Annotated in this window: 26 protein-coding genes; 20 read left to right on the top strand and 6 right to left on the bottom strand. The window is 75.5% G+C overall.

All coding sequences use genetic code 11. The features are described 5' to 3' along the window. Positions 1–38 precede the first annotated feature (38 nt). From GA0070621_RS07035 to GA0070621_RS07025, 3 genes are read left to right on the top strand one after another with little or no spacing between them, the layout of a single operon-like run. Positions 39–518: a FluC/FEX family fluoride channel gene (locus GA0070621_RS07035; protein ID WP_091192478.1), complete on the top strand. Its 480-nt coding sequence runs from the start codon at positions 39–41 to the stop codon at positions 516–518. Then, positions 515–877, top strand: coding sequence for a fluoride efflux transporter CrcB (crcB, locus tag GA0070621_RS07030; RefSeq protein ID WP_091192477.1), 363 nt, complete (start codon positions 515–517; stop codon positions 875–877). The genes GA0070621_RS07035 and crcB overlap by 4 nt, the downstream gene beginning before the upstream one ends. A gap of 50 nt (positions 878–927) precedes the next feature. Continuing rightward, on the top strand, positions 928–1,677 hold the full coding sequence (locus GA0070621_RS07025) for an MBL fold metallo-hydrolase (RefSeq protein ID WP_167666670.1): 750 nt from the start codon (positions 928–930) through the stop codon (positions 1,675–1,677). An 80-nt stretch (positions 1,678–1,757) separates the two neighbouring features. Here GA0070621_RS07025 and GA0070621_RS07020 read toward each other — a convergent pair whose 3' ends face one another. Both GA0070621_RS07020 and GA0070621_RS07015 read right to left on the bottom strand, forming a co-directional pair. Continuing rightward, a complete protein-coding gene (locus tag GA0070621_RS07020; protein ID WP_091192475.1) occupies positions 1,758–2,090 on the bottom strand; it encodes a hypothetical protein in 333 nt (110 codons plus the stop codon). Positions 2,091–2,187: 97 nt separating this feature from the next. Then, complete coding sequence (locus tag GA0070621_RS07015) at positions 2,188–3,405, bottom strand: MFS transporter (protein WP_091192473.1); 1,218 nt, start codon at positions 3,403–3,405, stop codon at positions 2,188–2,190. A gap of 159 nt (positions 3,406–3,564) precedes the next feature. Here GA0070621_RS07015 and GA0070621_RS07010 point away from each other — a divergent pair, with 159 nt between their 5' ends. Both GA0070621_RS07010 and GA0070621_RS07005 read left to right on the top strand, forming a co-directional pair. Further along, entirely contained in the window at positions 3,565–4,554 is a 990-nt protein-coding gene (locus tag GA0070621_RS07010) for a LacI family DNA-binding transcriptional regulator (protein ID WP_091192472.1), read from the top strand. 70 nt (positions 4,555–4,624) lie between these two features. Beyond that, positions 4,625–5,320 (top strand): alpha/beta hydrolase, encoded by a 696-nt coding sequence (locus tag GA0070621_RS07005; RefSeq protein WP_091192470.1) that lies wholly within the window; start codon positions 4,625–4,627, stop codon positions 5,318–5,320. Positions 5,321–5,324: 4 nt separating this feature from the next. Here GA0070621_RS07005 and GA0070621_RS07000 read toward each other — a convergent pair whose 3' ends face one another. The 4 genes from GA0070621_RS07000 to GA0070621_RS06985 all read right to left on the bottom strand — a co-directional run bounded on the left by GA0070621_RS07000 (position 5,325) and on the right by GA0070621_RS06985 (position 10,110). After that, positions 5,325–6,503, bottom strand: a complete 1,179-nt coding sequence (locus tag GA0070621_RS07000) for an FUSC family protein (protein WP_091202119.1) — start codon at positions 6,501–6,503, stop codon at positions 5,325–5,327. Between the two features lie 93 nt (positions 6,504–6,596). Beyond that, complete coding sequence (locus GA0070621_RS06995) at positions 6,597–7,034, bottom strand: NUDIX hydrolase (RefSeq protein ID WP_091192469.1); 438 nt, start codon at positions 7,032–7,034, stop codon at positions 6,597–6,599. A gap of 44 nt (positions 7,035–7,078) precedes the next feature. Beyond that, a complete protein-coding gene (locus GA0070621_RS06990; protein ID WP_091202117.1) occupies positions 7,079–9,406 on the bottom strand; it encodes an isoamylase in 2,328 nt (775 codons plus the stop codon). Between the two features lie 290 nt (positions 9,407–9,696). Beyond that, complete coding sequence (locus GA0070621_RS06985; RefSeq protein ID WP_331715199.1) at positions 9,697–10,110, bottom strand: phosphotransferase; 414 nt, start codon at positions 10,108–10,110, stop codon at positions 9,697–9,699. 186 nt (positions 10,111–10,296) lie between these two features. Between GA0070621_RS06985 and GA0070621_RS30710 the strand changes: the two genes are divergently transcribed. The 15 genes from GA0070621_RS30710 (at position 10,297) to GA0070621_RS06910 (ending at position 23,941) form a co-directional block, all read left to right on the top strand. After that, positions 10,297–11,163: an LppM family (lipo)protein gene (locus GA0070621_RS30710; protein ID WP_167666669.1), complete on the top strand. Its 867-nt coding sequence runs from the start codon at positions 10,297–10,299 to the stop codon at positions 11,161–11,163. 101 nt (positions 11,164–11,264) lie between these two features. Beyond that, positions 11,265–11,609, top strand: coding sequence for a hypothetical protein (locus GA0070621_RS06975; protein WP_091192465.1), 345 nt, complete (start codon positions 11,265–11,267; stop codon positions 11,607–11,609). Between the two features lie 16 nt (positions 11,610–11,625). Further along, positions 11,626–12,234, top strand: a complete 609-nt coding sequence (locus GA0070621_RS06970; protein WP_091202113.1) for a glycine zipper family protein — start codon at positions 11,626–11,628, stop codon at positions 12,232–12,234. Beyond that, positions 12,231–12,911, top strand: coding sequence for a carboxypeptidase-like regulatory domain-containing protein (locus tag GA0070621_RS06965; RefSeq protein WP_091192464.1), 681 nt, complete (start codon positions 12,231–12,233; stop codon positions 12,909–12,911). The genes GA0070621_RS06970 and GA0070621_RS06965 overlap by 4 nt, the downstream gene beginning before the upstream one ends. A 25-nt stretch (positions 12,912–12,936) precedes the next feature. Then, entirely contained in the window at positions 12,937–14,178 is a 1,242-nt protein-coding gene (locus GA0070621_RS06960; protein WP_091192462.1) for a phage tail sheath family protein, read from the top strand. 1 nt (position 14,179) lies between these two features. Further along, positions 14,180–14,662 (top strand): phage tail protein, encoded by a 483-nt coding sequence (locus GA0070621_RS06955; RefSeq protein ID WP_091192461.1) that lies wholly within the window; start codon positions 14,180–14,182, stop codon positions 14,660–14,662. After that, on the top strand, positions 14,637–16,073 hold the full coding sequence (locus GA0070621_RS06950) for a hypothetical protein (RefSeq protein WP_091192459.1): 1,437 nt from the start codon (positions 14,637–14,639) through the stop codon (positions 16,071–16,073). The genes GA0070621_RS06955 and GA0070621_RS06950 overlap by 26 nt, the downstream gene beginning before the upstream one ends. Continuing rightward, complete coding sequence (locus GA0070621_RS06945; RefSeq protein ID WP_091192458.1) at positions 16,073–16,828, top strand: CIS tube protein; 756 nt, start codon at positions 16,073–16,075, stop codon at positions 16,826–16,828. Before GA0070621_RS06950 ends, GA0070621_RS06945 begins: the two co-directional genes overlap by 1 nt. 124 nt (positions 16,829–16,952) lie before the next feature. Then, a complete protein-coding gene (locus tag GA0070621_RS06940) occupies positions 16,953–18,524 on the top strand; it encodes a phage baseplate assembly protein V (RefSeq protein ID WP_091192457.1) in 1,572 nt (523 codons plus the stop codon). Beyond that, the gene (locus GA0070621_RS06935; RefSeq protein WP_091192456.1) at positions 18,524–18,862 is read left to right on the top strand and encodes a hypothetical protein; all 339 of its coding nucleotides are present in this window, start codon (positions 18,524–18,526) and stop codon (positions 18,860–18,862) included. The genes GA0070621_RS06940 and GA0070621_RS06935 overlap by 1 nt, the downstream gene beginning before the upstream one ends. Beyond that, positions 18,859–19,302 carry a GPW/gp25 family protein gene (locus GA0070621_RS06930; RefSeq protein WP_091192454.1) on the top strand — a complete coding sequence of 148 codons (444 nt, stop codon included), beginning with the start codon at positions 18,859–18,861 and terminating at the stop codon, positions 19,300–19,302. The genes GA0070621_RS06935 and GA0070621_RS06930 overlap by 4 nt, the downstream gene beginning before the upstream one ends. Continuing rightward, entirely contained in the window at positions 19,299–21,965 is a 2,667-nt protein-coding gene (locus GA0070621_RS06925; RefSeq protein WP_091192453.1) for a putative baseplate assembly protein, read from the top strand. Before GA0070621_RS06930 ends, GA0070621_RS06925 begins: the two co-directional genes overlap by 4 nt. Next, a complete protein-coding gene (locus GA0070621_RS06920) occupies positions 21,946–22,551 on the top strand; it encodes a phage tail protein (protein ID WP_091192451.1) in 606 nt (201 codons plus the stop codon). The genes GA0070621_RS06925 and GA0070621_RS06920 overlap by 20 nt, the downstream gene beginning before the upstream one ends. Further along, positions 22,548–23,468 (top strand): carbohydrate-binding protein, encoded by a 921-nt coding sequence (locus GA0070621_RS06915; protein ID WP_091192449.1) that lies wholly within the window; start codon positions 22,548–22,550, stop codon positions 23,466–23,468. Before GA0070621_RS06920 ends, GA0070621_RS06915 begins: the two co-directional genes overlap by 4 nt. Continuing rightward, complete coding sequence (locus GA0070621_RS06910) at positions 23,465–23,941, top strand: hypothetical protein (protein WP_091192448.1); 477 nt, start codon at positions 23,465–23,467, stop codon at positions 23,939–23,941. Before GA0070621_RS06915 ends, GA0070621_RS06910 begins: the two co-directional genes overlap by 4 nt. Positions 23,942–23,954: the final 13 nt, after the last annotated feature.

Raw genomic sequence — 23,954 nt, 5'->3', positions numbered from 1 at the left:
TCCCTGCCAGTGATGCCCATGACTGGTGGGGAGGCACCGTGACACCAACACCCGAACTTCCCGTCGACCCCGACGTCGACCTGCGCGTACCCGCCGACCGGGGGGAACTGGCCGCACACCCGGCGGCGGTGCTCGGCGCGATAGCCGCCGGCGGCGCGCTCGGCGCGCTGGCCCGGGCCGGCCTCCAGGCCACCTTCCCGCATCCGCCCACCGGCTTCCCGTGGGCCACCTTCGGCATCAACGTCGTGGGTTCCCTGCTGATCGGTGTGCTGATGGCGGTGCTCACGGCCCGCCCGGCCGGCCCGCTGCTCCGGCCGTTCCTCGGCGTCGGCGTGCTCGGCGGGTTCACCACCTTCTCCACGTACGTCGTGGACACGCAGCAGGCGGTGACCGCCGGGGCGCCGGGTACGGCGCTGGCGTACCTGGCGGCGACCCTGGTCGGGGCGTTGCTGGCGGTCTGGACCGGGGATACGGTGACCAGCCGGCTGCTGGTCCGGGCCGGTGGGGCGGCCCGGTGACCGTCCTGCTGATCGTGATCGGGGCCGCGCTGGGCGCTCCGCTGCGCTACCTCACCGACCGGGCGGTGCAGGCCCGGCACGACTCCGTCTTCCCCTGGGGCACGCTGACCGTCAACGTGGCCGGGTCGCTGCTGCTCGGCGCGGTGGCCGCGGTTCCGGCCGCGCCGGCGGTGACCGCGCTGATCGGCACCGGCTTCTGCGGCGCGCTGACCACCTGGTCCACGCTCAGCTACGAGACGCTACGGCTGGCCCGGACCGGCGCGCGCCGCCACGCGCTGGCGAACGCGCTGGTCAGCCTGGTCGCCGGGCTGGGCGCGGCGTCCCTCGGCTACGCCCTCGGCCGCGCCCTGGCCGGCTGAGCGGGACGGGCACGGGGACGGGGACGGGGACGGTAGCATCGCGCTCGACTGTGGACCGCGGTCGACCGAGCGGAGGGGGCAGCGCCATCGACACCCTCGCGCCCCGACAGCTCGCCGGTCGAGTCTGGCTGTTCCCCGGCGACCCCGATCCGTACGCGGTCCGGCCGACCGTGGCGGTCGTCGCCGACGACCGTGGCAGCGTGCTCGTCGACGCGGGGCAGAGCCCGGCCCACGCCCGCGAGATCCGGGCCGGGCTGCGCGCGGCCGGCCTGCCGGAGCCCCGCTGGCTGGTCTACACCCACCACCACTGGGACCACGTCTGGGGCGCGTGCGCCTGGCCGGGCGTCGAGATCGTCGGGCACGAGGCCGGCGTCGCGCCGCTGCGCGCCGAGGCGGCCCGCCCGTGGAGTCACCGCTACCTGCGCGAGCAGGTACGCGACAATCCCCGGCTCGGGCCCAGCTTCCGGGCCCGGGCCCTCGCCGTGGATTCCTGGGACGGCTTCGCGGTGCTGCCGCCGACGCGTACCTTCGGCGACGAGCTCGTCCTGCCCACCGGGGTGGTCGTCCGGCACGTGGGCGGGCGGCATGCCCCGGATTCGTCGGTGGTGCTGGTGCCCGATTCGGGGGTGCTGCTGCTCGGCGACTGCTGGTATCCGCCCCCGGCCCACCTGCGGACCCCGGCGGACGAGCCCGACCTGGCGATGGCGCGCGGCCTGCTCAGCGGCGACGTCGAATGGTACGTCTCGGCCCACGACGAGCCGATCCGGCTGGCCGAGGCGCGGGCCGCGCTGACCGGCTGACCGCCGGGCAGAGACGAGAGCTGACCGGCGGACAGAAACAGCACGCCGCCCGGCCCGCAGGGCCGGGCGGGAGCCGGCCGTCAGCGGACGCGGCGCTCCGGGTGGGCGCGGTTCCAGGCCCGCATCCGCTCGGGATAGCCGGTGCGGGCCGCCTCGTACAGCGGGACCGCGTGCCGTCGGGCGATCTTGGCGGCGACCCGGGGCGAGCCGGTACGGCGGCGGATCCATTCGCCGTCGTCGGCGATGGCGACCACGGTGGTGTCGGTGGCCGTGGTCTCCGGTTCCAGGTAGAACTCCACGCCACGGCGGCTGGTCACGAAGGCTTCCAGCGCGGCCAGGTCCTCGCCGGTGGCCTCGCGGTCGAGCTTGGTCGGGGTGGTCGGGTCGGCGGCCCGTCGGCTGAACCAGCCCATGCCGGCCTCCTCTCGTCGGGTCCCGCCCAGTGCAACACCCGTACCTGGCAACCGGCTGCGAGCCCGGTGAGAGTCCGCTGACCCCGGGCCACCCGGCTCAGCGGGCCGGCGGGCGCAGCACCGGAACCAGGGCGAGGGTGGGCAGCAGCAGGAGCGGCACGACGCCCAGGGCGGGCAGGATGCCCAGGTGGTCGCCGAGGAAGCCGAGCAGCGGCGGCCCGCCCAGGAAGGCGGTGTAGCCGATGACGGCGACCACGCTGACCCGGGCCGGGGCCCGGTCCTCCTCGTCGGCGGCGGCGCTCATCCCGACCGGGAAGCCGAGCGACGCCCCGATGCCCCACAGCGCCACGCCGACGATGGCGAGCGCCCCCGAGCCGGCCAGCACGGCCAGGGCGGCACCGGCAGCGGCCAGCCCGATGGTGCCGAACAGCACCGGCACCCGCCCCCAGCGGTCGATGGCGATCGTGCCGGCGGTCCGGCCGAGGGTCATGCCGACCACGAAGACGCCGAACACGGTGGCGCCGACCGCCTCGCTGACGCCGTACCCGTCGACGAAGGCGACCGCCAGCCAGTCGTTGGCGCTGCCCTCGGTGAACGCCATGACCAGCACCAGCAGGCCGATGAGCAGGGTACGCGGCTCCCGCCAGGTGGCCAGCAGCGCTCGACGCCGGGCCGCCGGGTCCGCCGGGCCGTCCGCCTCGGCGGGGGCGGGCAGGAACGCGCGGACGCCGAGCAGCGTGCCGACCAGGACCACGGCCGCGAGCGCGGGCAGGTGCACCCCCACCGGTACGTCCAGCCGGGCCGCCCCGGCGCCGATCCCGGCTCCGGCCACCGTGCCCAGGCTCCACGCCGCGTGGAATCGGGGCAGGATCGTCCGGCCGAGGCGCTTCTCCACCGCCGCGCCCTCGACGTTCATCGCCACGTCACAGGTGCCGGAGCCGTAGCCGAAGGCGAACAGGCCAAGCGCGACCCCGATCGCCGAGCCGAGCAGGCCGGCGGAGAGACCGGCGACGACCGTGCCGAACGCGACGAACAGCACCGACGCCGCCACCGTGCGGGCCGGGCCGAGTCGCTGGGTGAGCAGCCCGGCGACGGGCATCGCGAGCACCGCGCCGGCCGACATGGCCAGCAGCAGCAGGCCGAGCCGCCCGGCGCTGAGCCCGAGCGCCTCGCGGACCGCGGGCACCCGGGAGAACCAGGTGCCGACCGCGAGCCCGTTGAGGGCGAACACCACCGCCACCCCGTTGCGCGCGGCCAGGACCGCCCGGGGTGCGACGGGTCGGTCGGCGGTCGCCGCGTCGATGGTGCTGCTCACCGTGGCTGTCTTCCTCTCCCCCAGGCTGTCCGACGACCATCCCACACCTGAGAGCGCTCACACGGCAAGCGCCACCACCCCTTACCGTGGGCGGCCCGGACGGTGCATGATGCCGACAAAGCCGGGTGTGGGGGCTCGGCCGGGCCTGGAGGACCAGACATGGGTACGCCGACGACACGTCCCGCCACGCTCGACGACGTGGCCCGGGCGGCCGGGGTGTCGCGGGCCACCGCCTCCCGGGTGCTCGGCGGCTACGGATTCGCCTCGCCCGACGCCCGGGACCGGGTCACCACCGCCGCCGACCGCCTCGGCTACGTGCCGAACACCGCGGCCCGCGCCCTGGTCCGTGGCGCCGGGGTACGGCTGGTGGTCGTCGTCTCCGGCGCGGACGCCACGGTCCTGGACGACCCGTACGTGGACCGGGTGGTGAGCGCCGCGGCCCGGGTGTGCGCCCCGCAGGGGGTCGGCGTGGCCCTGGAATGGCTGTCGCTGACCGCCCCGGCCGGCCTGCGCCGGCTGGGCGAGGACCGGAGCGTCTGCGGGGTGCTGCTGGTCAACACCACCGCGGCGGTGCTCGCCGAGGTCCCCGCCCGACTGCGCGGGCGGGTCGCCTCGATCGGCACCGGCTCGCCGACCGTCCCCTCCTTCGACGTGGACAACGCCGCGGGCGCCGAGGCGGTGCTGCGCCACCTGTACGCCGGGGGCCGCCGCCGGATCGCCATGGTCACCGGTCCGCGCTGGCTCGCCTGCGCCGAGCGGTTGGTGACCGCGTACCAGACGCTCATGCGGGCGGGCGGCCTGCCGGTGCGCCTGGTGACCGGGGACTTCACCGCCGACCGGGGCGGCCCGGCGGCGCTGGAGGCACTCACCCGCTGGCCGGACACCGACGCGATCTACGCGGCGAGCGACGCGACGGCGCTGGGCGCGATCGCCGCCCTGCGTGGGCGCGGGTTCCGGGTGCCGCACGACGTGGCGGTCGCCGGCTTCGACGACATCCCGTACGCGGCGGTCAGCAGTCCGACACTGACCACCGCCACCCACCCGGTCGGCCGGATCGCCACGGCGGCGGCCACGGCCGTGCTGCACGGGCGGCGGGTGCCGCCGGTCACCGCGTTCCCCTCGACGCTGGTCGCGAGGGAGAGCGCCTGACCGGGCGGTTGGGCGGCCGGGAGCCGGGTATGCGCCGGCCGACCCGACCGCCGACGAAGGGCGAGCAGAGGTGACCGAGCCCGCGCCACCGCACCGGCAGCCCGAGGAGGGGCACCGGCACGGCCGGCTGAGCGCCCGCCCCGCCGCCGTGGCCGCGCCCGGTCCGACCGGGCTGACCTTCGTCCCCGACCCGGAGGGCGGACCGCCGGCGCTGCGGTACGCCCCGGCCGGCGACGCCGGACCGTACCGGCTGGTGGTGCTGCTGCACGGCGCCGGGGGCTCGGCCCGGCAGGGGTTGGACCTGCTGCTGCCCCTCGCCGAGGCGCGGCGACTGCTGCTGCTCGCCCCACCGGCCGCCGCGAGCACCTGGGACCTGATCGCCGAGGGGTTCGGCCCGGACGTACGCCGGATCGACGCGCTGGTGGGCGCGGCGTTCGCGGCGTACCCGGTGGCCGGGGTGACGCTGGGCGGCTTCTCCGACGGGGCGTCGTACGCCCTCACCCTGGGCCTGACCAACGGCGACCTGGTCGACGCGGTGCTGGCCTTCTCCCCCGGTTTCGCCGCGCCCCTGGTCACCCACGGCCGGCCGCGCGTCTTCGTCTCGCACGGCGCCGACGACCGGGTCCTCCCGGTGGACGTGTGCAGCCGGCGGCTCGTGCCGCGCCTGCACACCCTGGGCTACCCGGTGGAGTATGCCGAGTTCCCGGGCGGCCACGAGGTGCCGGCGGAGGTCCGCGAGCGGGCGGTGGACTGGCTGTCCGGCTGAGCGGTCAGTGGGCCGGTCCGGCGACCGCCGCGTCGACCCGGCTCAGCACCGAGGCGTCGTCGTCGACGCCGACCCCGCGCAGCAGGTCGATGGCGGTGGCCCGGACCTGCCCGATGATCATCGCGAGCGGCAGGGTCTGGCCCGGGGTGAACAGGCGGCCCGCCGCTCGGACCGCCGCCAGGGCGGCGGTGTCGGCCCGCTCGGCGTGGGTGTCGGCGATCCGGTCCTGCCCGTTGAGGTCGGCGGCGAGCGCGTCCCCGGCCGAGCGGACCGCCTCGGCCAGGGTCCGGACGGCGGCGCCCAGGTCGGGCGGCACCGGCGCCGGGCCCCGGGTGAGGGTGACCGCCGCGCGGGCGAGGACCCGTACGTTGCGGACCGCGTAGTCGATCTGCCGGATCGAGCCCGCCACCGAGCGCAGCCGCCCGAGGTGCCGGCGGCGGCGCAGGTTGAGCCGGAGCGCCTCGCCTGCGGCCTGCACCGCGTCGCGCAGCCGCTCCACCCCGGCGTCGGCCTGCCGGGCCCGCTCCAGCGCGGCCAGGGCCGCCCCGTCGTCGCCCCGGTCCAGCGCCGCGGCGATCTCGTCGAGCACCCCGGCCAGTTCCTGGAAGGTGTGCCGGAACTCGGTGACCAGCGGGGCGAGCGGCCGGCGGGCGTCGATGAGCTGGCTCGCCACGACCGCCACCGCGCCGCCGATCAGCGCGTCGACGAACCGGAACGGGACCGGCGTCTCGGACGGCGGCGCGACGACCACCAGGTAGAGGGCGGAGACGGCGGCCTGCACCACGGTCACCGAGCTGGCGCCGACCGCCACCGCGAGGGCCACGGTGAGCAGGATGACGGTGAAGACGGTCCAGGTGGTACGCGGGCCGAGCGCCTGCACCACCAGGTCGGCGACGAGCACGCCGGCGGCCACGCCGAGCACCACCTCGACCGCCCGGCGGATCCGCTGGCCGCGCGCCTGGCCGAGCACGATCAGCGCGGCGGCCGGGGCGAAGAACGGCTGCGGGTGGCCGACCAGCCGGGTGGCGAGGATCCACGCGACGGTGGCCGCGATGGTCGCCTCCGCCACCGGCAGCCAGCGCCGCCGCAGCCGCCCCGCGGCCTCGCGGACGACCGCTCCGGGCCGGGGCGTGGCGTCGGCCCCGCCGACCCGGAGTGGTCGCCAGCTGCCCCACCGCGCCATCGTCGCCTCCCGTCGCCCGTCCGGACCCACCCATGGTGCGCCCCGGCCGACCGGACGGCAGCGATCGGGGCCACCACTCGCCGGTGGCCCCGATCACCCCCGGCCCGCGCGGGATCGGGCGGCGAGTTCGGCGTACTCGGGGGAGGACAGGAAGCGGGCGAGCACGTCCACGGTGCCCGGGGTGTACGGCCGGCCGTCCAGCACGTCGGCCGGGGCGGTGAAGACCATCGCCCTACCCTCGCCGAGCACCACGTCCTCCTGCCGGGCGGCGGTCGCGCCGAAGAAGTAGTGCTTGACCCGGTCGACCTCCGGTATCTCCTGCTCGGCGAAGAGGCGCAGCGGGCCGTCGGGGCGCAGCCCGCTCTCCTCCCGCAGCTCCCGCAGCGCCGTCTCCTCGATCGTCTCGCCCGGCTCCCAGTGCCCGCCGGGCAGGCCCCACACGTTCGGGTGGTACGCCGCGTGCGCGTCGCGGAGCTGGAGCAGCAGCCGGCCGGCGCGGTCGACCAGCAGGACACAGGCAACAGCATGCATCCGGTCAACCTAGTCCGACCCCGCCCGGCCCGCCGCCCCGCCCGCTACCTGGCGACCAGCAGCAGCACCGCCCGGCCGCGCAGCAGGTAGTTGGTGCCCTGTCCGCCGAGGTACGCCTCGGCGCCCGGCTGCGCCACCTGCTCGGGCCCCTCCGCCCAGTTCGAGGTGTCGGTGACCCGGTACCACTGCTTCCCCGCGCCGGGCGAGGGCAGTACGAAGTTCACGTCGCCCGACCAGCCGTTGTAGCCGACGTAGATCGCCGATGCCGGGTCGCCGAACTCGGTGCCGTCGATCCGCCAGCCGATCGCGTGGTTGTTCGCGTCCCCCCAGTACGCGCTGTCCGGGCTGCTCCCGGTCGGGGTGAACCAGACGAGCTGGGCCAGGCCGTTGCCGTTGCCGTCGCTCGCCGAGTAGAAGGACGCCGGACGCAGCGCCGGGTGGGCCTTGCGGAACGCGGCCAGCCGCGCGGTGAAGGTACGGAAGGTGATCTGGGCGGCGTCGGGGCTCCAGCCCAGCCAGTTCGCCGACGAGTCCAGGTTGTACGGGTTGTTGTTGCAGCGGATGCCGCGTAGCACCTCGTCCCCACCGGTCATCATCGGCGTGCCGGCGGAGAGCATCAGGAATGCCTGCCCGTTGCGGGCGGCCCGCCGCTGGTCGGCCGCGACCCCGCCCTGGTCCCAGGAGCGGTTGTCGTCGCTGCCGCCGTCGGACGGCCCGTACGGCCAGCCCTGGGTGTTGTTCTTGGTGTTGCAGGCGTAGAGGTCGCGCAGGGTGAACCCGTCGTGGGCCACCATGAAGTTCACCGAGTTCCACGGCCGGCGGCCGTCGTCGCCGTACAGGTCGGAGGAGCCGGCGAAGCGGTTGGCGAGCTGTCCCGGGGTGACCGCGTCATAGCCCATCCGGTTCTGGTCGCTGCGCAGCGTGTCGCGGTACTGGCCGTTCCACTCCGACCAGCCGGCGGGCAGGTTGCCCACCTGGTAGGTGCCGGCGCCGACGGCCCACGGCTCGCCGATCCAGTCCACCCCGCTGCCGCCGCCGGCCGGCCGGGCCGGCATCTCCCGGACGATCCGGTTCAGCGCCGTGTTCGGGTCGGTGCGGCTGTACTGGTAGCAGCCGTGCTGGCAGGTGTTGCCGAGCACGGTGGCCAGGTCGTGCCGGAATCCGTCGACGCCGAGGATGTCCTTCCAGTACGCCAGCGAGTCGACGATCAGGTCCTGGGCGACGGGATTGTAGGTGTTGTAGTTGCCGCCCACGCCGGTGTTGTCCCAGGACGACTGCCGGTCGGCGGTCAGCGAGTAGTACGTCGGGTTGTCCAGCCCCCGCCAGGACCACAGGTCGTAGACGGACGAGCCGCCCGAGTTGTACGCGCCGCCCTCGCCGGTGTGGTTGTAGACCACGTCGAGCAACACCTTGATGCCGGCGTCGTGGAACGCCTTGACCATCGCCTGGAACTCGCGGGTGGGACCGCCGGGGGTGCGGTCCGAGGAGTACCGGCGGTCGGGGGCGAACCAGTTCAGCGTCATGTAGCCCCAGTAGTTGTCCCCGCTGGTGCTGGTCGGGTTGACGTCGTTGGCGTCGTTCTGGGTTTCCTGCACGGGCAGGAACTCCACCGCCGTCACCCCGAGCGAGGCCAGGTAGCCGGCCTTCATCCCGGCGCCCCGGTAGGTCCCCTGGTAGGCGGCGGGCACGCCGGGGTCGTTCCTGGTGAGTCCGCGTACGTGCACCTCGTACACGATGTCGTCCTTGAACGGTCGGGTCGGTTTGGTGCCGGTCGCGGCGGTGCCGGCGGCGAGCACGATGCCCTTCGGCGCGTACGGGCCGCTGTCCAGCGTGCGGTACGACGGGCCGGAGGCGTAGACCGTCCCGTTGGTCATGCCGGGGCGCAGCGGGTCGTGGCTCATCTCCCGGGCGTACGGGTCGACCAGCAGCTTGTTGGGGTTGAACCGGTTGCCGGCGGAGTCGACGTCGGAGATGAAGCCGGCCGACGATCCCTTCGTCCAGGCGGTGCTGTACGGCCAGTTCGGCCCCCACGCCCGGTAGCCGTAGTAGACGGTGCCGGTGATGCCGTAGGTGTCCCGCAGGGTGGCGACGGCAACCGAGGTGCTGAAGATCGCCGACGCGTCCCGGGTGAGCACGTAGCTGACCCGCTCGGCGGCGTCGGTCGGCGCGGCGTAGAGGTAGACGGCGATGCGGGTGGCGGCGGCCGAGTGGACCCGGAACGTGATGGTGGCGCCGGTGGCGTCGTAGCGGGCACCGAGCGACCGGGTGTCGATCGAGGCGGCGGCGGGCGGGGAGCCGACGGTGAGGCCGGCGGCCGCCAGCATGGCGACGAGCAACCGGGCGAGGACAGCGCGGGTACGGGGTCTGGGCATGGTGATCTCCGACGGAACGCGGGTGGTGGATGGTTCGTACGCCCGAACGCCGCGCCGGCCGACCTCCGGAGACTGCAAACTCTTGCAAGTCTTGCCGGAAAGATAACAGTCGATTTCATGCTCGTAAAGAGAGCCGGGACGGGTCGACGGTCCCGGCGGCCACACCCTCACCCGAGCGGGCGGCCCCGGCCCGGGATGGACTCGGCGTACTCGGCGAGGACGGCGTCGACCATGTGGCGGGCCTCGGCGACGCGGACCGGGTCGGGGCTGTCGAGCGTGATCAGGCCCTTTCAGAGCACCCAGCCCCGCCCCCGGGCCCAGGTCGCGTCGTCCACGCCGAGCGCGGCGCGGAACGCCGCCCGGCTCGGGCCGGACAGCAGCGTCCAGGCGACGGCCAGGTCGCAGGCCGGATCGCCCATCCCACAGCAGCCGAAGTCGATGACCGCGACGAGCCGGCCGTCCCGCACCAGCAGGTTCCCCCAGGCGACGTCGCCGTGGAACCAGACATGCGGCCCCATCCAGGTCGTTTCCAGGGCCGTGGCCCAGATCCGCCGGACGGTGTCGGTGGGGATCCGGTCGCCGAGCAGCTCGACGGTCCGCCTGGTCTCGCCGTCGTACGTGGCCAGCGCGGCGCCCCGGTACGCGCTGTGCGCGTCACCCGTCGGGGCGAAGGAGATCACCGCCGGAAACCGCGCAATGGTCAACCTTTCAGAATATCTATCGGTCGACTTTCCGGGGTCGGCCGAACGGGACAGGTGACCGGTAAGATCGGCGACATGCATGTGACTGATCGCTGACTGCTGGATGTGATAGCGATCACACACACTGTTCGCATGAACAGGGGACTCCACCACGGCCGGGCATTCCGCCTCGCGGTGTGTCTCGCCCTCGTGGCCGCGCTGAGCGGCTGCACGCAGTTCAACCTCGGGCTGACCGTGAACGGCGACGACACGGTGACGGGCCAACTCCTGGTGACCGCCGAGAAGTCCAAGCTCGCACCGCCCGGCTCGGGACCCGTGATCGGCCCGGCCATCCCCGACTGGCGCGTCATCAGACCGCACCTGCCCAACCTGCCCGTCATCACCCCGACCGGCCCCGCCATCAGAGCGACCCGCCCCGCCGGACAGGTGCCCAATCCCCCGCAGCGCACCGACATCCCGGCCGCCTTCGACGAACTGCGGGGCAAGCTCCCCACGCTGCCCGCCGGCGACGAGACCGTGTACGAGACGGCCCAGGTTTACGGCGTTCACATCTCCTATCACAAAAAGCCGCTGGCGGAATTCAACAGAGATGGCGTGAATCTGCGCCGAGAGAGCAACCTCTACCGCTTCACGCTCTCCCTGGACCCGAAGAATTACGGCGAGAAAGCGGCCCAGTACAACCCACAGACCCAACAGGAATTTCTGCGATCGTTGTCGCTCGAGATATCCATGACATTCCCCGGTCGGGTGCTCGACAGCAACGGCACGGTCAACGACCGGACGGTGAGCTGGAAGCTGGCCGCCGACCAGACCAAGCCGGCTGAGCTGCGGGCCGTGGCGGAGGCGCCGGCACAGCCCGCCCCGACCGGCACGACCGCCGCGGCCTCCGGCGGTTCCTTCCCCTGGCTGCTGGTGGTCGGCGGCGTGGTCGTCCTGCTGCTGCTCGCCGTGGTCGTCGTACTCCTGCTCCGCCGCCCGCGCGGCCCGGTCACCGCCGCCCCGGCCGCCCCCACGCCCGCGCCGCTACCCCCGGCCGACCACCCGGGATCGGTCTGACCCGGCGCGAACGCCGCCATCCGGGCGGCCCGGCCCACCCGGGCCCGGCCGTCGCACCACCCACCCCGACGCACCACCGCACCATCCGAAGGGAGATCGCCGTGAACGATCTCTTCACCTGGGCCGCCCTGGGCAGCCTGACCGGCGCCAGCGCGGCCACGCTGCTGGCAACCAACGTCGTCGGCGGCCTGATCGGCCCGAGCGGCGACAAGGCACGCAAGTGGATCGCGCTGGGCGTCGCCCTCGCGCTGTCGTACCTCACCGCGGCGTTCGCCGACGGCGCCGGCCCGGAAAAGTGGATCATCGCGTTCTTCAACGGACTGGTCATCTTCTCCGCCGCCCTCGGCATCAACCAGCTGCCCCCCGGCAACCGGCAGGCGACCCAGGCGTCGCCCACCCAGCTCGCGCAGGGACGCGAGCCCCGCTACGTCCGCTCGTGGGTCTGAGGAAGGGGTGACCGAGATGATCTTCGGCATCATCACCGCCGCCGTCCACATCGTCCTCGGCGCGCTGCTCGGCCAGCTCGCCGGCGGCCTGCTCGGCCTGGTGATCGGCGCGGTCGTCGGTCTGCTGGTCGGCGCGCCGTTCGGCTGGGCGGTCGCCGCGGCCGGCACGTACGGGGCGGACCCGAAGGGGATCTTCCGCTTCGTGGTCGACCACACCTGGAGCCTGCTCAACACCGTGGCCGGGGCGATCTACCTGGCCCCGCACCTGATCGTCGGACACCAGCTCGACCGGGTGGTGTCACAGGGCAGCGGCCGGGTCAACGTGGTCGAGGGGGTGTCGCCCCGGTACGCCACCACCATCGGCACGGTCTGCGCCGGGTCCAGTCCCCGCATCCAGCGGCACGAGGACGTGCACATCCTCCAGGCCCGCCTGCTCGGCCCGCTCTACCTGCCCCTGGTCGGGCTCAACTACGTGCTGTTCACCATCGCCCCGGTGTGGCTGCTCTGGCACGACCACGTCAACGCGCCGATCAACCGGTTCACCCGGTACTTCGAGATCGGCGTCTACCCGCATGTGTGGAACGAGGCCATCGCGTACCGGATCCAGGGAACCCCGCCGCGATGACCGGCGCGATCGAGGCGGCCGTCGCGGACGTCGCGGCCTGGCTGACCGGGGCGGCGGGCGACCCCGTCCCGGTCGGCCCGCCCCGCGACGACCCGGCGGGCGGGCTCACCGTCTGGCCGCTGGAGCTGCGGCCGGCCCGGCAGACCGCCGCCGGCGGCGAGGCCCGGGAACCGTACCGGTTCGTGGTCCGGCTGCTGGTCAGCGGGGCCGGACCGGCGGCGCTGCCCGCGCTGGACCGGGTGCTCGCCGCCGCCGCGACCGCCGGCGAGCCGGAGCTGGCACTGGCCGCCGGCGACCCGGAGTTGTGGCGGGCCTTCGGCGTCGCGCCCCGGCCGGCGCTGCTGCTCGACGTGCCGGCACAGATCGCCCGGCCGCTGCCACCCGTGCCGCCCGTGCGGCATCCGCTGCGGCTGCGGCAGCTCGGCATGCGCACCCTCGACGGCCGCGTGGTCGGGCCGGAGCGGCAACCGCTCGCCGCGATGCGGGTCGAGGTGGTCGGCACCCCGTACGCGACGCGGACCGACGGCGCCGGCCGGTTCCGGCTGGTCGGGCTCCCCCACGACCCGGACGACCCGGGCCGGCCGGTCCGGGTCCGGCTGCTCGGCCGGGGCCGCACCTTCACCGCCGACCTCGACCCCGCCGACCCCGACCTCGTCATCGTCTGCGCCCCCGACTGAGCCGGACCGCCCCAAGGAGGACCCGATGCCCACCTACTTCTCCCCCGGCATATACGTGGAGGAGGTGCCCAGCGGCGCCCGCCCGATCGGGCCGGCCGGCACCAGCACCGCCGCCTTCGTCGGGGTCGCGCCGGACCCCACCGCGCACGTCGGCCAGGCCCTCGCGATCAACAGCTGGTCGGAGTTCCTCCGGCTGTACGCCGACGGCGAGCACCTGGCGAGCACCCCGCTGGCGCGGGCGGTGTTCGGCTTCCTCGACAACGGGGGCACCCGGTGCTGGGTGGTCAACGTCGGCGCGGGCGGCCAGCTCACCGGCGCCGGCGGGCGGCGCAGCGGGCTGCAACTGCTGGAGGCCGTCGACGAGGTCTCCATCCTGGCCGCCCCCGGCTACCACGACCCGGTGTCCCACGAGGCGCTGATCAGCATGGCCGAGCGGCTGCGGACCATGGTGGCGATCTGCGACCCGCCCCCGGACGTGGACGACGTCTCCACGCTGACCCGGGTCGCCACGCCGGGCTCGGCGCGGCCGTCCGGCAAACCGGCCGACGGCACGCCGAAACCCGCCGACGGCACGCCCAAGCCCGACGACGACGGGCCGGCCGCGTACCGGCCCCGGCAGTCGGACTTCGCCACCTTCTACTTCCCGTGGATCAAGGTACGCGACCCGCTCACCGGCGAGCTGGTACTCACCCCGCCGAGCGGGCACGTGGCCGGCATCTGGGCGCGCACCGACGCGCTGCGCGGCGTGCACAAGGCCCCGGCCAACGAGCCGGTACGCGGCGCGGTCGACCTCGCCTGCCGGGTCACCCGCCCCGAGCACGACGTGCTCAACCCCAAGGGCGTCAACGTGATCCGCTACTTCGCCGGCGAGGGCATCCGGCTCTGGGGCGCCCGTACCCTCGCCGCCGAAGCCAGCGAGTGGCGATACCTCAACGTCCGGCGGCTCTCCATCGCCATCGAGCAGGCCATCGCCAACGGCACCCGGTGGATGGTCTTCGAGCCGAACGACTACACGCTCTGGCGCTCGATCCGCCGCGACATCGGCGCGTTCCTCACCCGTGTGTGGCGCGACGGCGCGCTGCTCGGACGTACGCCGGAGGAGGCGTTCTTCGTCAAGTGCGACGAGGAGACCAACCCGGCCGACGTCCGCGACGCCGGCATGGTCGTCGCGCACATCGGCATCGCGGTGGTCAAGCCCGCGGAGTTCGTGGTGTTCAAGCTGAGCCAGTGGGCCGGCGGCACCGAGACCGACACGATCGGAGGCTGACATGCCGACCACGGCCACCCCGCAACCGGGCACGCCCGTCGACCCGTACCGGGCCTACCACTTCAAGCTGCTCATCAACGGGGTCACGAACGGGCACTTCACGGAGGTCAGCGGGCTTGAGGTGACCATTCCGTCGCTGGCGTACCGGGAGGCCGGCAACGAGCGGATCCGGTCCGTTCCGGGGCAGGTCGAGTACGCCCCGGTGACCCTCCACTTCGGCCTCACCTCGTCCCGCGAGCTGTGGGACTGGGTGAACGCGGCGGCGAAGGGGACGGTCAGCCGGCGCAACGTCTCGGTGGTGCTGCTGGACCCGGCCGGCACGGCCGAGATGCTGCGCTGGAACATGATCAACGCGTGGCCGACCCGGTGGCGGGGCGCGCACCTGAACACCCTCGCGCAGGAGATCGCCATCGAGGCGCTGACCCTGGCGTACGAGGGGCTGGAGCTGGAGTCCGGCAGTGCGCCCGCCCCGACCGCCCCGTGACCGGCTGGCCCGTGCCCTGCGCCGGGCCGCCGCCACGGCCGACCGTCTCGCCCGCGCGCTGGCCCCGCCGCCACCGGGCGCGGCGCCGGAACGCGCGGAGCCGCCTCGCCCCCGCCGCCCGGGGGAACCCCCCGAGCACTGGCTCCGCCTGGTCGCCGCCCACGCACCCGGCCTCCTCCGCGACCTGCCCCCCGGTCCGGCCGAGCCGGACGTCTCCGTCGGCTCCGGGCTCCTGGACGACGCGATCCTCCTGATCGACGAGGGTGGGGCGGCGGGGAACGGCGCCGGGGCCGGGCCGGCCGGTGCGGGAGACGGGGCCGCCGGGCCGGGCCGGGACGACCCGGGCCGCGACCACGGCCGGTCCGGACGGCTCCGCCCGCGTGACCACGGAGCGGGCGTCGACCCCGGCGGGGAACCCGTCGTCGTCACCCGGGAACTGCCGCTACGGCCATCCGCCCCCGGCTCGCCCCGACGCCCCGCCCAGACCGGCACCGCCGCGACCCACCGCCACCCGGACGGCACCGCCGCGACCCACCGCCACCGGGACGGCGCGACCGCGACCCACCGCCGCCCGGACGGCACGGCCACGGCCCACGGACACCCGGACGGCGCCGCTGCGACGCGCGGCCACCCGGACGGCGCCGCCCGGGGTGGCGGGCCGGCGTCGGCGCCCGACGGAGCGGCGTCCGCCTCCGTCAGCGCCCGCACGTTCCGCCGGCGCCTCCGGCCCGGCTCCGGTACCGGACCCGACACCGCCGCCGGGCAACCCCGGCCCGGCGCTGCGGCCACGACGACCAGCCCGCCCGGAGCCCCGACCATCGACGCGGCGGCCCGACGCGGAGCCCCGCCGGGTGCCGACCCCGACGGACCGGGGTACGCCAGCACCGCGGGCACCGGGCCGGAGGTACGCCGGCCAAGGCGGGCCCTCGGCGATTCCGCCCAGGTGCAACGGGGACCCCGCGTCGAGGCGACCGGACCCGCACCCGCCGGCCCACGGCTCCGGCCCGGCGATCCCGCGGTGTGGACGGACCCACCGGAGATCGGCCGCCCGCACGGCCTCGGGCCGGGTTCGCCGGGCTCCGGGCTCGCCCCGGCCGGCTCGGCGGACCCTCGGGTCCGGTTGTCGCCGCGCCAGGGACCACGACCGCACCCGAACCCGCCCGCCGCGTCGGCCGGCACCGGCGGAACCGGCCCGGCTGGCCGGGGCGCACCGGGCCGCCCGGAGTGGCGCGGGCCGGACGCCGGGCCGTGGCCGGCGCTGCCCGACGAGGTCCACGACGTACCCCGGGGTGAGGGCCGGCGGGATCCCTGGCCGGCGCTGCCCGACGACCGGGAGCTGTGGGCACCGGTGACGGGCGTGCCGGACGCCGGGCACCTGCGCCGGCTGGACCGGGAACAGGCGGGCGCCTGATGGAACGGGTGGCCTTCCTCGTGGACGAGTCCGGCACCCGGGTGGACTGCCTGCTCAACCCGGAGACCGTGCAGGTCACCCGGCTGGCCGGGGTACGCCCCCGGGGCGCCGCCGGCGGCGCGCTCACCGGCGCCGGGCTGGCCGACGACCCGTTGGTCTTCACCGGCGGCGGGCGCACCGAACTCGTCCTCGACCTGCTCTTCGACACCGACTTCGTGGAGTCCCAGGTACGCCCCGAGGACGTCCGCACCCTCACCCGTCCGCTGTGGCTGCTGGCGGAGAACTCCGCCACCGAGCACGGCTGGCTGCGGCCCCCGCTGGTCCGCCTGGTCTGGGGCAAGACCTGGAACGTGCCCGGGGTCATCGTGGCGATCGCGGAACGCTTCGACGGGTTCACCCGCACCGGCACGCCGCGCCGCTCCTGGCTGCGGCTGAAGCTGGTCCGGGTGGCCGAGTCCGGCGAGGCGGCCCGAGCCGGGTTCGAGGAGGAGCTGGCCGCCGCGAGCACCCCGCTGCCGCCGGGCTCGGCGGTGGTCGCCGCCGCCGACGGCGCGGCCGAGCCGGGCTGGTCGGGGGTGCGCTTCGACCTGCTCGCCCATGACGCGCTCGGCTCGCCGCTGCGCTGGCGGCTGCTCGCCGAGCACAACCGGATCGGCGACCCGCTGACCGTGCCGGCCGGCGCCGCGCTGGCCGTCCCGCCGCTCACCGCCGCCACACCACCCGACGGACCCGGCGGGCCGGGAGGCGCACCGTGACCGCGATGCGGCCCGCCGCCACCGGGCCAGCCCCCGCCGTGACCGCCACGCCGGCCGAACGCACGACCGGGGCCGCCCCCGCCGTGACCGCCCCGCCGGCCGACCGCGCGAACGGAGGTACGCCGTGAACCGGGCCGTCACCGTGACGATCGACGGCACCCCGCTGGCCGACGGCCGACGGCTGCGCGGGGTACGGGTCGCCGCCCGCCTCGACCAGCCGACCCAGTGCGAACTCACCCTCGCCACCGCGCCGGGCAGCGCCGCCCTCGACCCGCCGGTACGCCCCGGCGCCGCCCTCGACGTGCGCCTGGACGGCCAGCCGGACGCCCTGTTCACCGGCGAGGTCACCGGCGTCGAGGTGGCGTACGCCGCCGATGGCGCCGCCGAGCTGCGGATCCGGGCGTACGACCCGCTGCACCGGCTGCGCAAGCGGCAGGAGCTGCGGGTCTTCGAGTCGGTGACGGCCGCCGACCTGGCCGGGGCGCTCTGCGCCGATCTCGGGCTCACCGTCGACGCGGACGCCGACGGGCCGCGCCTGGACCGGCTGCTCCAGCACCGGCACACCGACCTGGAGCTGCTGCGTGAGGTCACCGGCCGGGCCGGGCTGCACCTGGCTGTGGACGGCGACCGGCTGCGGCTGCTGACCCTCGACGGGTACGGCGAGCCGGTCCCGCTGACCCTCGGCGACACCGTGCACGCGGTGCGGATCGCGGAGAACCTGGACCGGGCCGGCGGGGAGTGCGCCGCGCTCGGCTGGCACCCGCAGCGCGCCGAGCCGCTGCGCCAGCAGGCCACCGAGGCGCGCTCCGGCCGGCACGTCCCGCTGCGCCCCGAGCCGGGCGAGGTGGGCGCGGACGGCGTACGGACCGCCGTGGACCAGCCCGGGCGCAGCGACGACGAGCTGGCCGCGCTGGCCCAGGCCGGGCTGGACGCGCGGGTCGCCGCGCTGGTCACCGCCGACGGCACGGCCGAGGGCGACCCGGCGCTGCGTCCCGGCCGGCGGATCGCCCTGGCCGGCGTACCCGGCCCGGTCGCCGGGGTGTACGTGCTCACCGAGGTGGTGCACACGGTCGACGCGAACGGCCACCTGACCCGCTTCTCCACCGCCCCGCCGGCACCGCCGCCGGCCGCCGCGCCCGCCCCGGCCACGGTCACCCTGGGCACGGTCACCGACGTCGACGACCCCGACGGGCTGGGCCGGGCCCGGGTGACGCTGCCCGCGTACGGAGACCTGGACGCCGGCTGGCTGGCCGTGGTCTGCCCGGGCGCGGGCCGGGGCAAGGGCATCGTCGCGCTGCCCGACCCGGACGACACCGTGCTGGTGGCGCTGCCCGGCGGCGAACCGGCGGCGGGGATCGTGCTCGGCTCGCTGTTCGGTGCCGTCGAGCCGTACGACGCGGGGATCGTGGCGGGGCGGTCGCGGCGCTGGTCGATGCGGACTGGCACCGGCCAGTCGATCGTCATCGACGACGACGGCCGCACCCTGCGGCTGGCCACCGACGCGGGCAGCTTCGTGGAGCTGCGACCCGAGCTGACCACCGTGCACGCGGCCGGCGACCTGGTGCTCTCCGCTCCCGGTCGGGCCATGGTGGTCCGCGCCCGGACCGTCGACTTCCGGCGGGCCGAGGCGGCCGAGGACGCCGACACCGCCGCCGCCCAGGCCCGCACCCTCGTCCGCGCCCAGGGAGGTGGCTGATGCGTTGGATCCACCGCGACTCGCTGATCACCTGTGACCACGGCGGCCGGATCGCCAACCGCGCGTCGCAGCAGTGGCTGACCGTCGAAGGCGTCCCGGTGCTCGTCGAGGCCGACCCCGAGGGGCGGGACATCGGCGGCTGCCCGAACTACGGCCCCACCATCAAGCCCTGCGCCAAGACCCTCGGCGTGACCGTCGGCTACAGCGCGTGGCTGCGGGTCGACGGGCACCGGGTGGTGCTGTCGAACCTGGACGGCCGCACCGACGGCACCCCGCCCGGGTCGGTCCACCACACCGTCCGCGACCCGCGGCAGACCTTCCTGGGGGCGGACGGATGAGGGCCTTCCGCTTCGTGGGCGCCGGCTTCGACGCGGGTCGCACCGGCGGTCTCGCGCTGACCGCCGCCGGCGGGCTCGCCATGACCGAGGGCGACGAGACGGTACGCCAGGCGCTCTTCCTGCTGCTGTCGACCACACCCGGCGAGCGGCTGATGCGCCCCGGGTACGGCTCCCGGCTGCACCGGCTGGTCTTCGCGCCCAACGACGACACCACGGCCGGCCTTGCCATCCACTACGTCCGGCAGGCGATCCGGCGCTGGGAGCCCCGGGTCGAGGTGATCGACGTGGACGCCGGGCCCGACCCGGACGATCCGTGGCGGCTGGTGATCCGGCTGGACTACCGGGTCCGGGCCAGCCTCTCCCCCGGGCAGCTCGTCTTCCCGGTCGACCTGCTGCCCGACGAGGACCCCGAGGACCACGCCGAGGAGGGAAGCTCATGACGCTGCCGGTGCCGCATCTCGACGACCGCGCCTTCCTCGACCTGGTCACCGAGGCGCGGGAACGGATCCGCCGGTCCTGCCCGGACTGGACGGACCTCTCCGCGCACGATCCGGGGATGGCGCTGCTGGAGGCGTTCGCGTACCTCACCGAGGTGATGATCTACCGGCTGAACCAGTTGCCGGAGAAGGCGTACGTCGCGTTCCTCAACCTGCTCGGGGTGACCCGGCACCCGCCCACCGCCGCCTGGGCGGACGTCCGGTTCAGCCGGACCGGCCCGGACCGGGGCGCGGTACGCGTCCCCGCCGGCACCCGGGTCGCCGCCGCCCGTGGCGCCGACCCCCGGCCGGTCGTCTTCGTCACCACCGAGCCGGCCCTGCTGCCCGCCGGGGACACGGAGGTCACGGTACGCGTGCACCACTGCGAGCCGGTCGAGGCGGAACTGCTCGGCACCGGCACCGGCCAGGCCGGCCAGGTGTTCCGGGCGGACCGGGCGCCGCTGACCCGTACCGCCGAGGCGCTGGACCTGCTGCTCGGGGTGGAGGTGCCGACCGGTTCGGTGGAGTTGGGCGCGGCGGCCCGCGAGCACGAGGGACGCACGTACGAGATCTGGCGGCCGGTGGACAGCTTCGCCGGCGTCGGCCCGCAGGCCAAGGTCTACCTGGTCGACCGGGCCTCCGGGGTGGTCACCTTCGCCCCGGCGCTGGACCTGCGCCCGCCGGCCGCACCGGACGCGGCTGCCGGCCCGGGCGCGTTGGACGCGGTTGCCGGCCCGGGCGTCGAGGGGGCGCCCGGGCCGACGACCGTGGCGGCGGTGCCGCCGGCCGGCCGGCAGATCCGGCTCTGGTACCGCAGCGGGGGCGGGCCGGCCGGGAACGTGGCCGCGGGAACCTTGACCAGCCTGCGCGACCCGCTGCCCGGGCTGCGGGTGGACAATCCCGAGCCGGCCGGCGGCGGCCGGGACCTGGAGTCGCTGGAGTCGGCCCTCGCGCGCGGGCCGTACGAGTTCTTCGCCCAGCAGCGCGCGGTCACCGCCCGCGACTACGAGATCCTCGCCGCCGGCTCCGGGGCGGTGGCCCGGGCAAGGGCGTTCACCCGCGCCGCCGTCTACAGCTTCGCCCGCCCCGGCGAGGTCGAGGTGGTGCTGGTGCCGTACGTGCCGGAGCAGGCCCGCCCCGGCGGCCGGCTGCCGGTGGACGTGCTGCGCGAGCACGAGGTCGAGGAGGCCCGCCGGCGGGTGGAGGCCGACCTGGAGCGACGCCGCGCGCTGGGCACCGCGGTACGGGCCGGGTGGGCCCGGTACAAGGCGGTCTCCGTCCGGGCCCGGGTGGTGGTCCGCCGGGAGGAGGACGTGGACGCGGTCCGCCGCCGCATCCACGACCGGCTGCACCAGACGCTCAGCCCGCTGCCGACCCCGCTCAACCCGTCCGGCTGGGCGTTCGGCGAGCCGCTGCGGGCGTCCAACGTGTACCGGATGCTGGAGCACGCCGAGCCGGGCGTGCGGTACGTCGAGTCGGTCCGGTTCGTGGTCGACGAGGCGCCCGACGCGCAGGTCCGGACCGTCGCCGTGGACCAGTACCAGCCGGGGACCTGGTACGCCGGGCGCGGCCCGGTGCTGTTCCGCTCCACCGACGCCGGGGCGGGTTGGGAGCCGGCCGGCCGGTTCGACGACGAGAGCGTGGTCCGGGTGGTCCCGGCGCCGGCCCCGGTCCGCCCCGGCATCGTGGCCCGGGCCGGTTCGGTGGCCGTGGTCACCACCCGCGACTCCGGTGGCTCCCGGGTACGCCTGAGCACCGACCTCGGCGAGACCTGGACCCTGCTGACCGACCTGGACTCCCGGGTGCAGGATCTGGCCTGGATCGACCGGGACGGCGCGGGGGCGCTGCTGCTCGCCACCGACACCGGCCTGTTCGAGGTCTCCCTGCTGCCCGGGTCGGTGCCGTTGCAGATCCTGGTCGACCCCGCCGACGCCGACCGCGGCTTCTACGCCGTCCGGGCGTTCGTCTCCGAGCGCGGCGCGCCCGGCGTGGCGGTGGCCGCGCAGGCCGGCTTCGGGGTCTACCTGTCCACCGCCGCCGGCCGGCCCGGCACCTTCGGCCACGTGGGCCTGGCCAACGTGGACAACCGGGTCCTCGCCGTCCAGTACGACGGACCGGCCACCCTGCTCTGGAGCGGCGCCGGCGAGCCGGACCCGAAGAAGCCCGGTCAGGGCTGCCACCGGACCCGGTTGTTCGAGTCGGACGTCCGGTGGCAGGGCGTGCCGGCCGGCTGGATCGGCGGCACCTGCCGGGACCTCGCGTTCAGCGGCACGCTGGCGCTCGCCGCCACGCAGAGCGGCGGGGTGGTCCGGCTGGACACCCTCGCGGCCCAGCCGCAGTGGCAGCCGGTGATGGTCAATTGCGGGCTGCCGCTGCGGGATCGGACGAGGTTCGTGCCGGTCGACGCGATCGCGGCCACCGTGCCGTCCGCCGGCGCTGACGGCGCCGACCGGTTGATCCTCGCCGGCGGGGAGCGCGGGGTGTATCGCAGCGGCGACGCCGTCGACTGGACGGCCAGCGCCAACCAGGCCACCGCCGACGTGGTCACCGTGCCCGGGACCTGGCTGCTCTGCTCCGGCGAGCACGACATCGAGGTGGTGCGGCAGGATGCGCCGAACGGCGATTGAGCGGCTGCTGCCCGCCGCGTACCAGCGGGCCGCCGGGCCGGGCAGCGTGCTGGGCGCGCTGCTGGACGTGATGGAGACCCTGCACGCCCCGGACGAGGCGGTGCTGGCCGACGTCGACGCGCTGTTCGGGCCGTACCGGACGCGGGACGGGTTCGTGGCGTACCTGACCCGGTGGGTGGCGCTGGACCACGTGGTCGCCGCGCCCCGGGCGGACACGCCGCTGCCGCTGCCGTTGGGCCGGCTGCGGGACCTGGTCGCGCACGGGGCGCTGCTGGCCCGGTGGCGGGGCACCCCGTACGGGATGCGCACCGCGCTGGAGCTGGCCACCGGGGTGACCGGTTTCGTGCTGGACGAGCCGGCGGACCGGCCCTTCCACCTGCTGGTCCGGGTGCCGCCGGCCGCCGCCGACCAGCTCGCGTTGATCACCCGGATCGTCGAGGCGGAGAAGCCCGCCGCGGTGACCGTCGAGGTGACCGCCGCCGAATCCGGCGCGGACGCGGACCCGCCGCTGCCGAGCGGGCCGGCGATCGGCCGCGCCCGGGTCCCGTCCCCGCCGCCCGTGTCGTCCACCGAGGAGCCGTCATGACCACCGAATGGGCCGTCGTCGCCGCCGCCGGGCAGTTCACCCTGGACGCCCGCAACAGCGGTGAGTTGACCTTCACCGTCTCCAACCCGGGCCGGGCCCCGGACACCGTGGTCTTCGACGTGGCACCCGGCGAGGGCGGTCAGCGCGCCTGGTTCACCGTCGCCGAACCCCAGCGGGTGGTGCCCGGGCAGGGTTCGGTCTCGTTCCTGGTCCGACTGGCCGTGCCGGCGGGCACCCCGCCCCGGCGCTACGACATGACCGGGTTCGCGTACTCGGCGAACACCGCGCCGGAGGAGAGTTCCCGCTCCAGCGGCCGGGTGACGTACGACGTGCAGGCGGTCGTACCCCCGAAGCGCACGCCGTGGCCGTGGCTGGCGGCCGCGGCGGCGCTGGTGCTGGTGGTGGCCGGGGTGGTGGTCTGGCTGGTCTCCCGGGACGGCGAGCCTCCGGCGCCGCCGCCCCGGGCCGAGGTGGTGACCGTGGAGGCGGAGAGCCTGGTGTCGGGCGCGGCGGTCGAGTCGACCGGCGTCAAGGCCGAGGTGGTCGCCCAGCCGAACTGTTGCGGGGTGACCTGGTCCGGCGACGCCCAGCTGTTCTTCCAGGGGCGGGCCGTCGGTGACCGGGTGACGGTCACCGTGAATCTCCCGGTCGACGGCACCTGGCGCTTCTCGACGGTACGCACCACGTCCTACGACTACGCCAACACCGTCTTCCTGGTGGACGGCCGACAGGTCGGGGAACCGTTCTTCGGCTTCACCCCCACCGTGGTACGCACCGACTGGATCGACGTCGCCACCCTCACCCTGGTCAAGGGTCCGCACCAGGTCACCCTGGCGGTGGTGGGCAAGACACAGGGCACCGACCGGTACTACGCCGGCGTCGACCAGCTCCGGTTCACCCAGCTCCTACAGCCATGAGCGGACGGCAGAAGGTCCTGCTGGCGGCGCTGGCCGGGTTGCTGGCGGCGCTGTACCTGGTAGCGGCGGCCGGGGGCCGGCACGATCGGGGGGATCCGACCGCCGGGCCCGGCTGGCTGGGCCGGCTCGGCGGTCGCGCCGCCACGGTCGACCCGGCCACGGTCACCGCCGACTGCGTGCCGCCCGCCGCACCGCCGACCGCGTCCGCCGAGGGCACGGTGGTCGCCTTCACCTCCGGCTGCCTGCTGCGGGTCGCCGACCCGGGCGGGCTGCGCAGCCTGGTGCTGCGCAGCCGGGCGCCGTTCGTGGTGACCGCTACCGCGCCCGGCGACGCCGACGTCACCGTGCACGACGAGGTGACGCCCGGCGCGGACGGTACGGCGCTGGCGCGGGTGGCCGTGGACCGGGCCGTCGACGTCGTCCTGACCTGCCCGGGAGGTGGCGGATGCACGGTCGTCGTCGCCCGGTCCTGACCGTGAGGCCGCC

The organism is Micromonospora narathiwatensis (assembly GCF_900089605.1).
GTDB classification, from domain to species: domain Bacteria; phylum Actinomycetota; class Actinomycetes; order Mycobacteriales; family Micromonosporaceae; genus Micromonospora; species Micromonospora narathiwatensis.
Note: the sequence above shows the minus strand (reverse complement) of the source record. Positions and strands in the feature narration are given on the sequence as shown.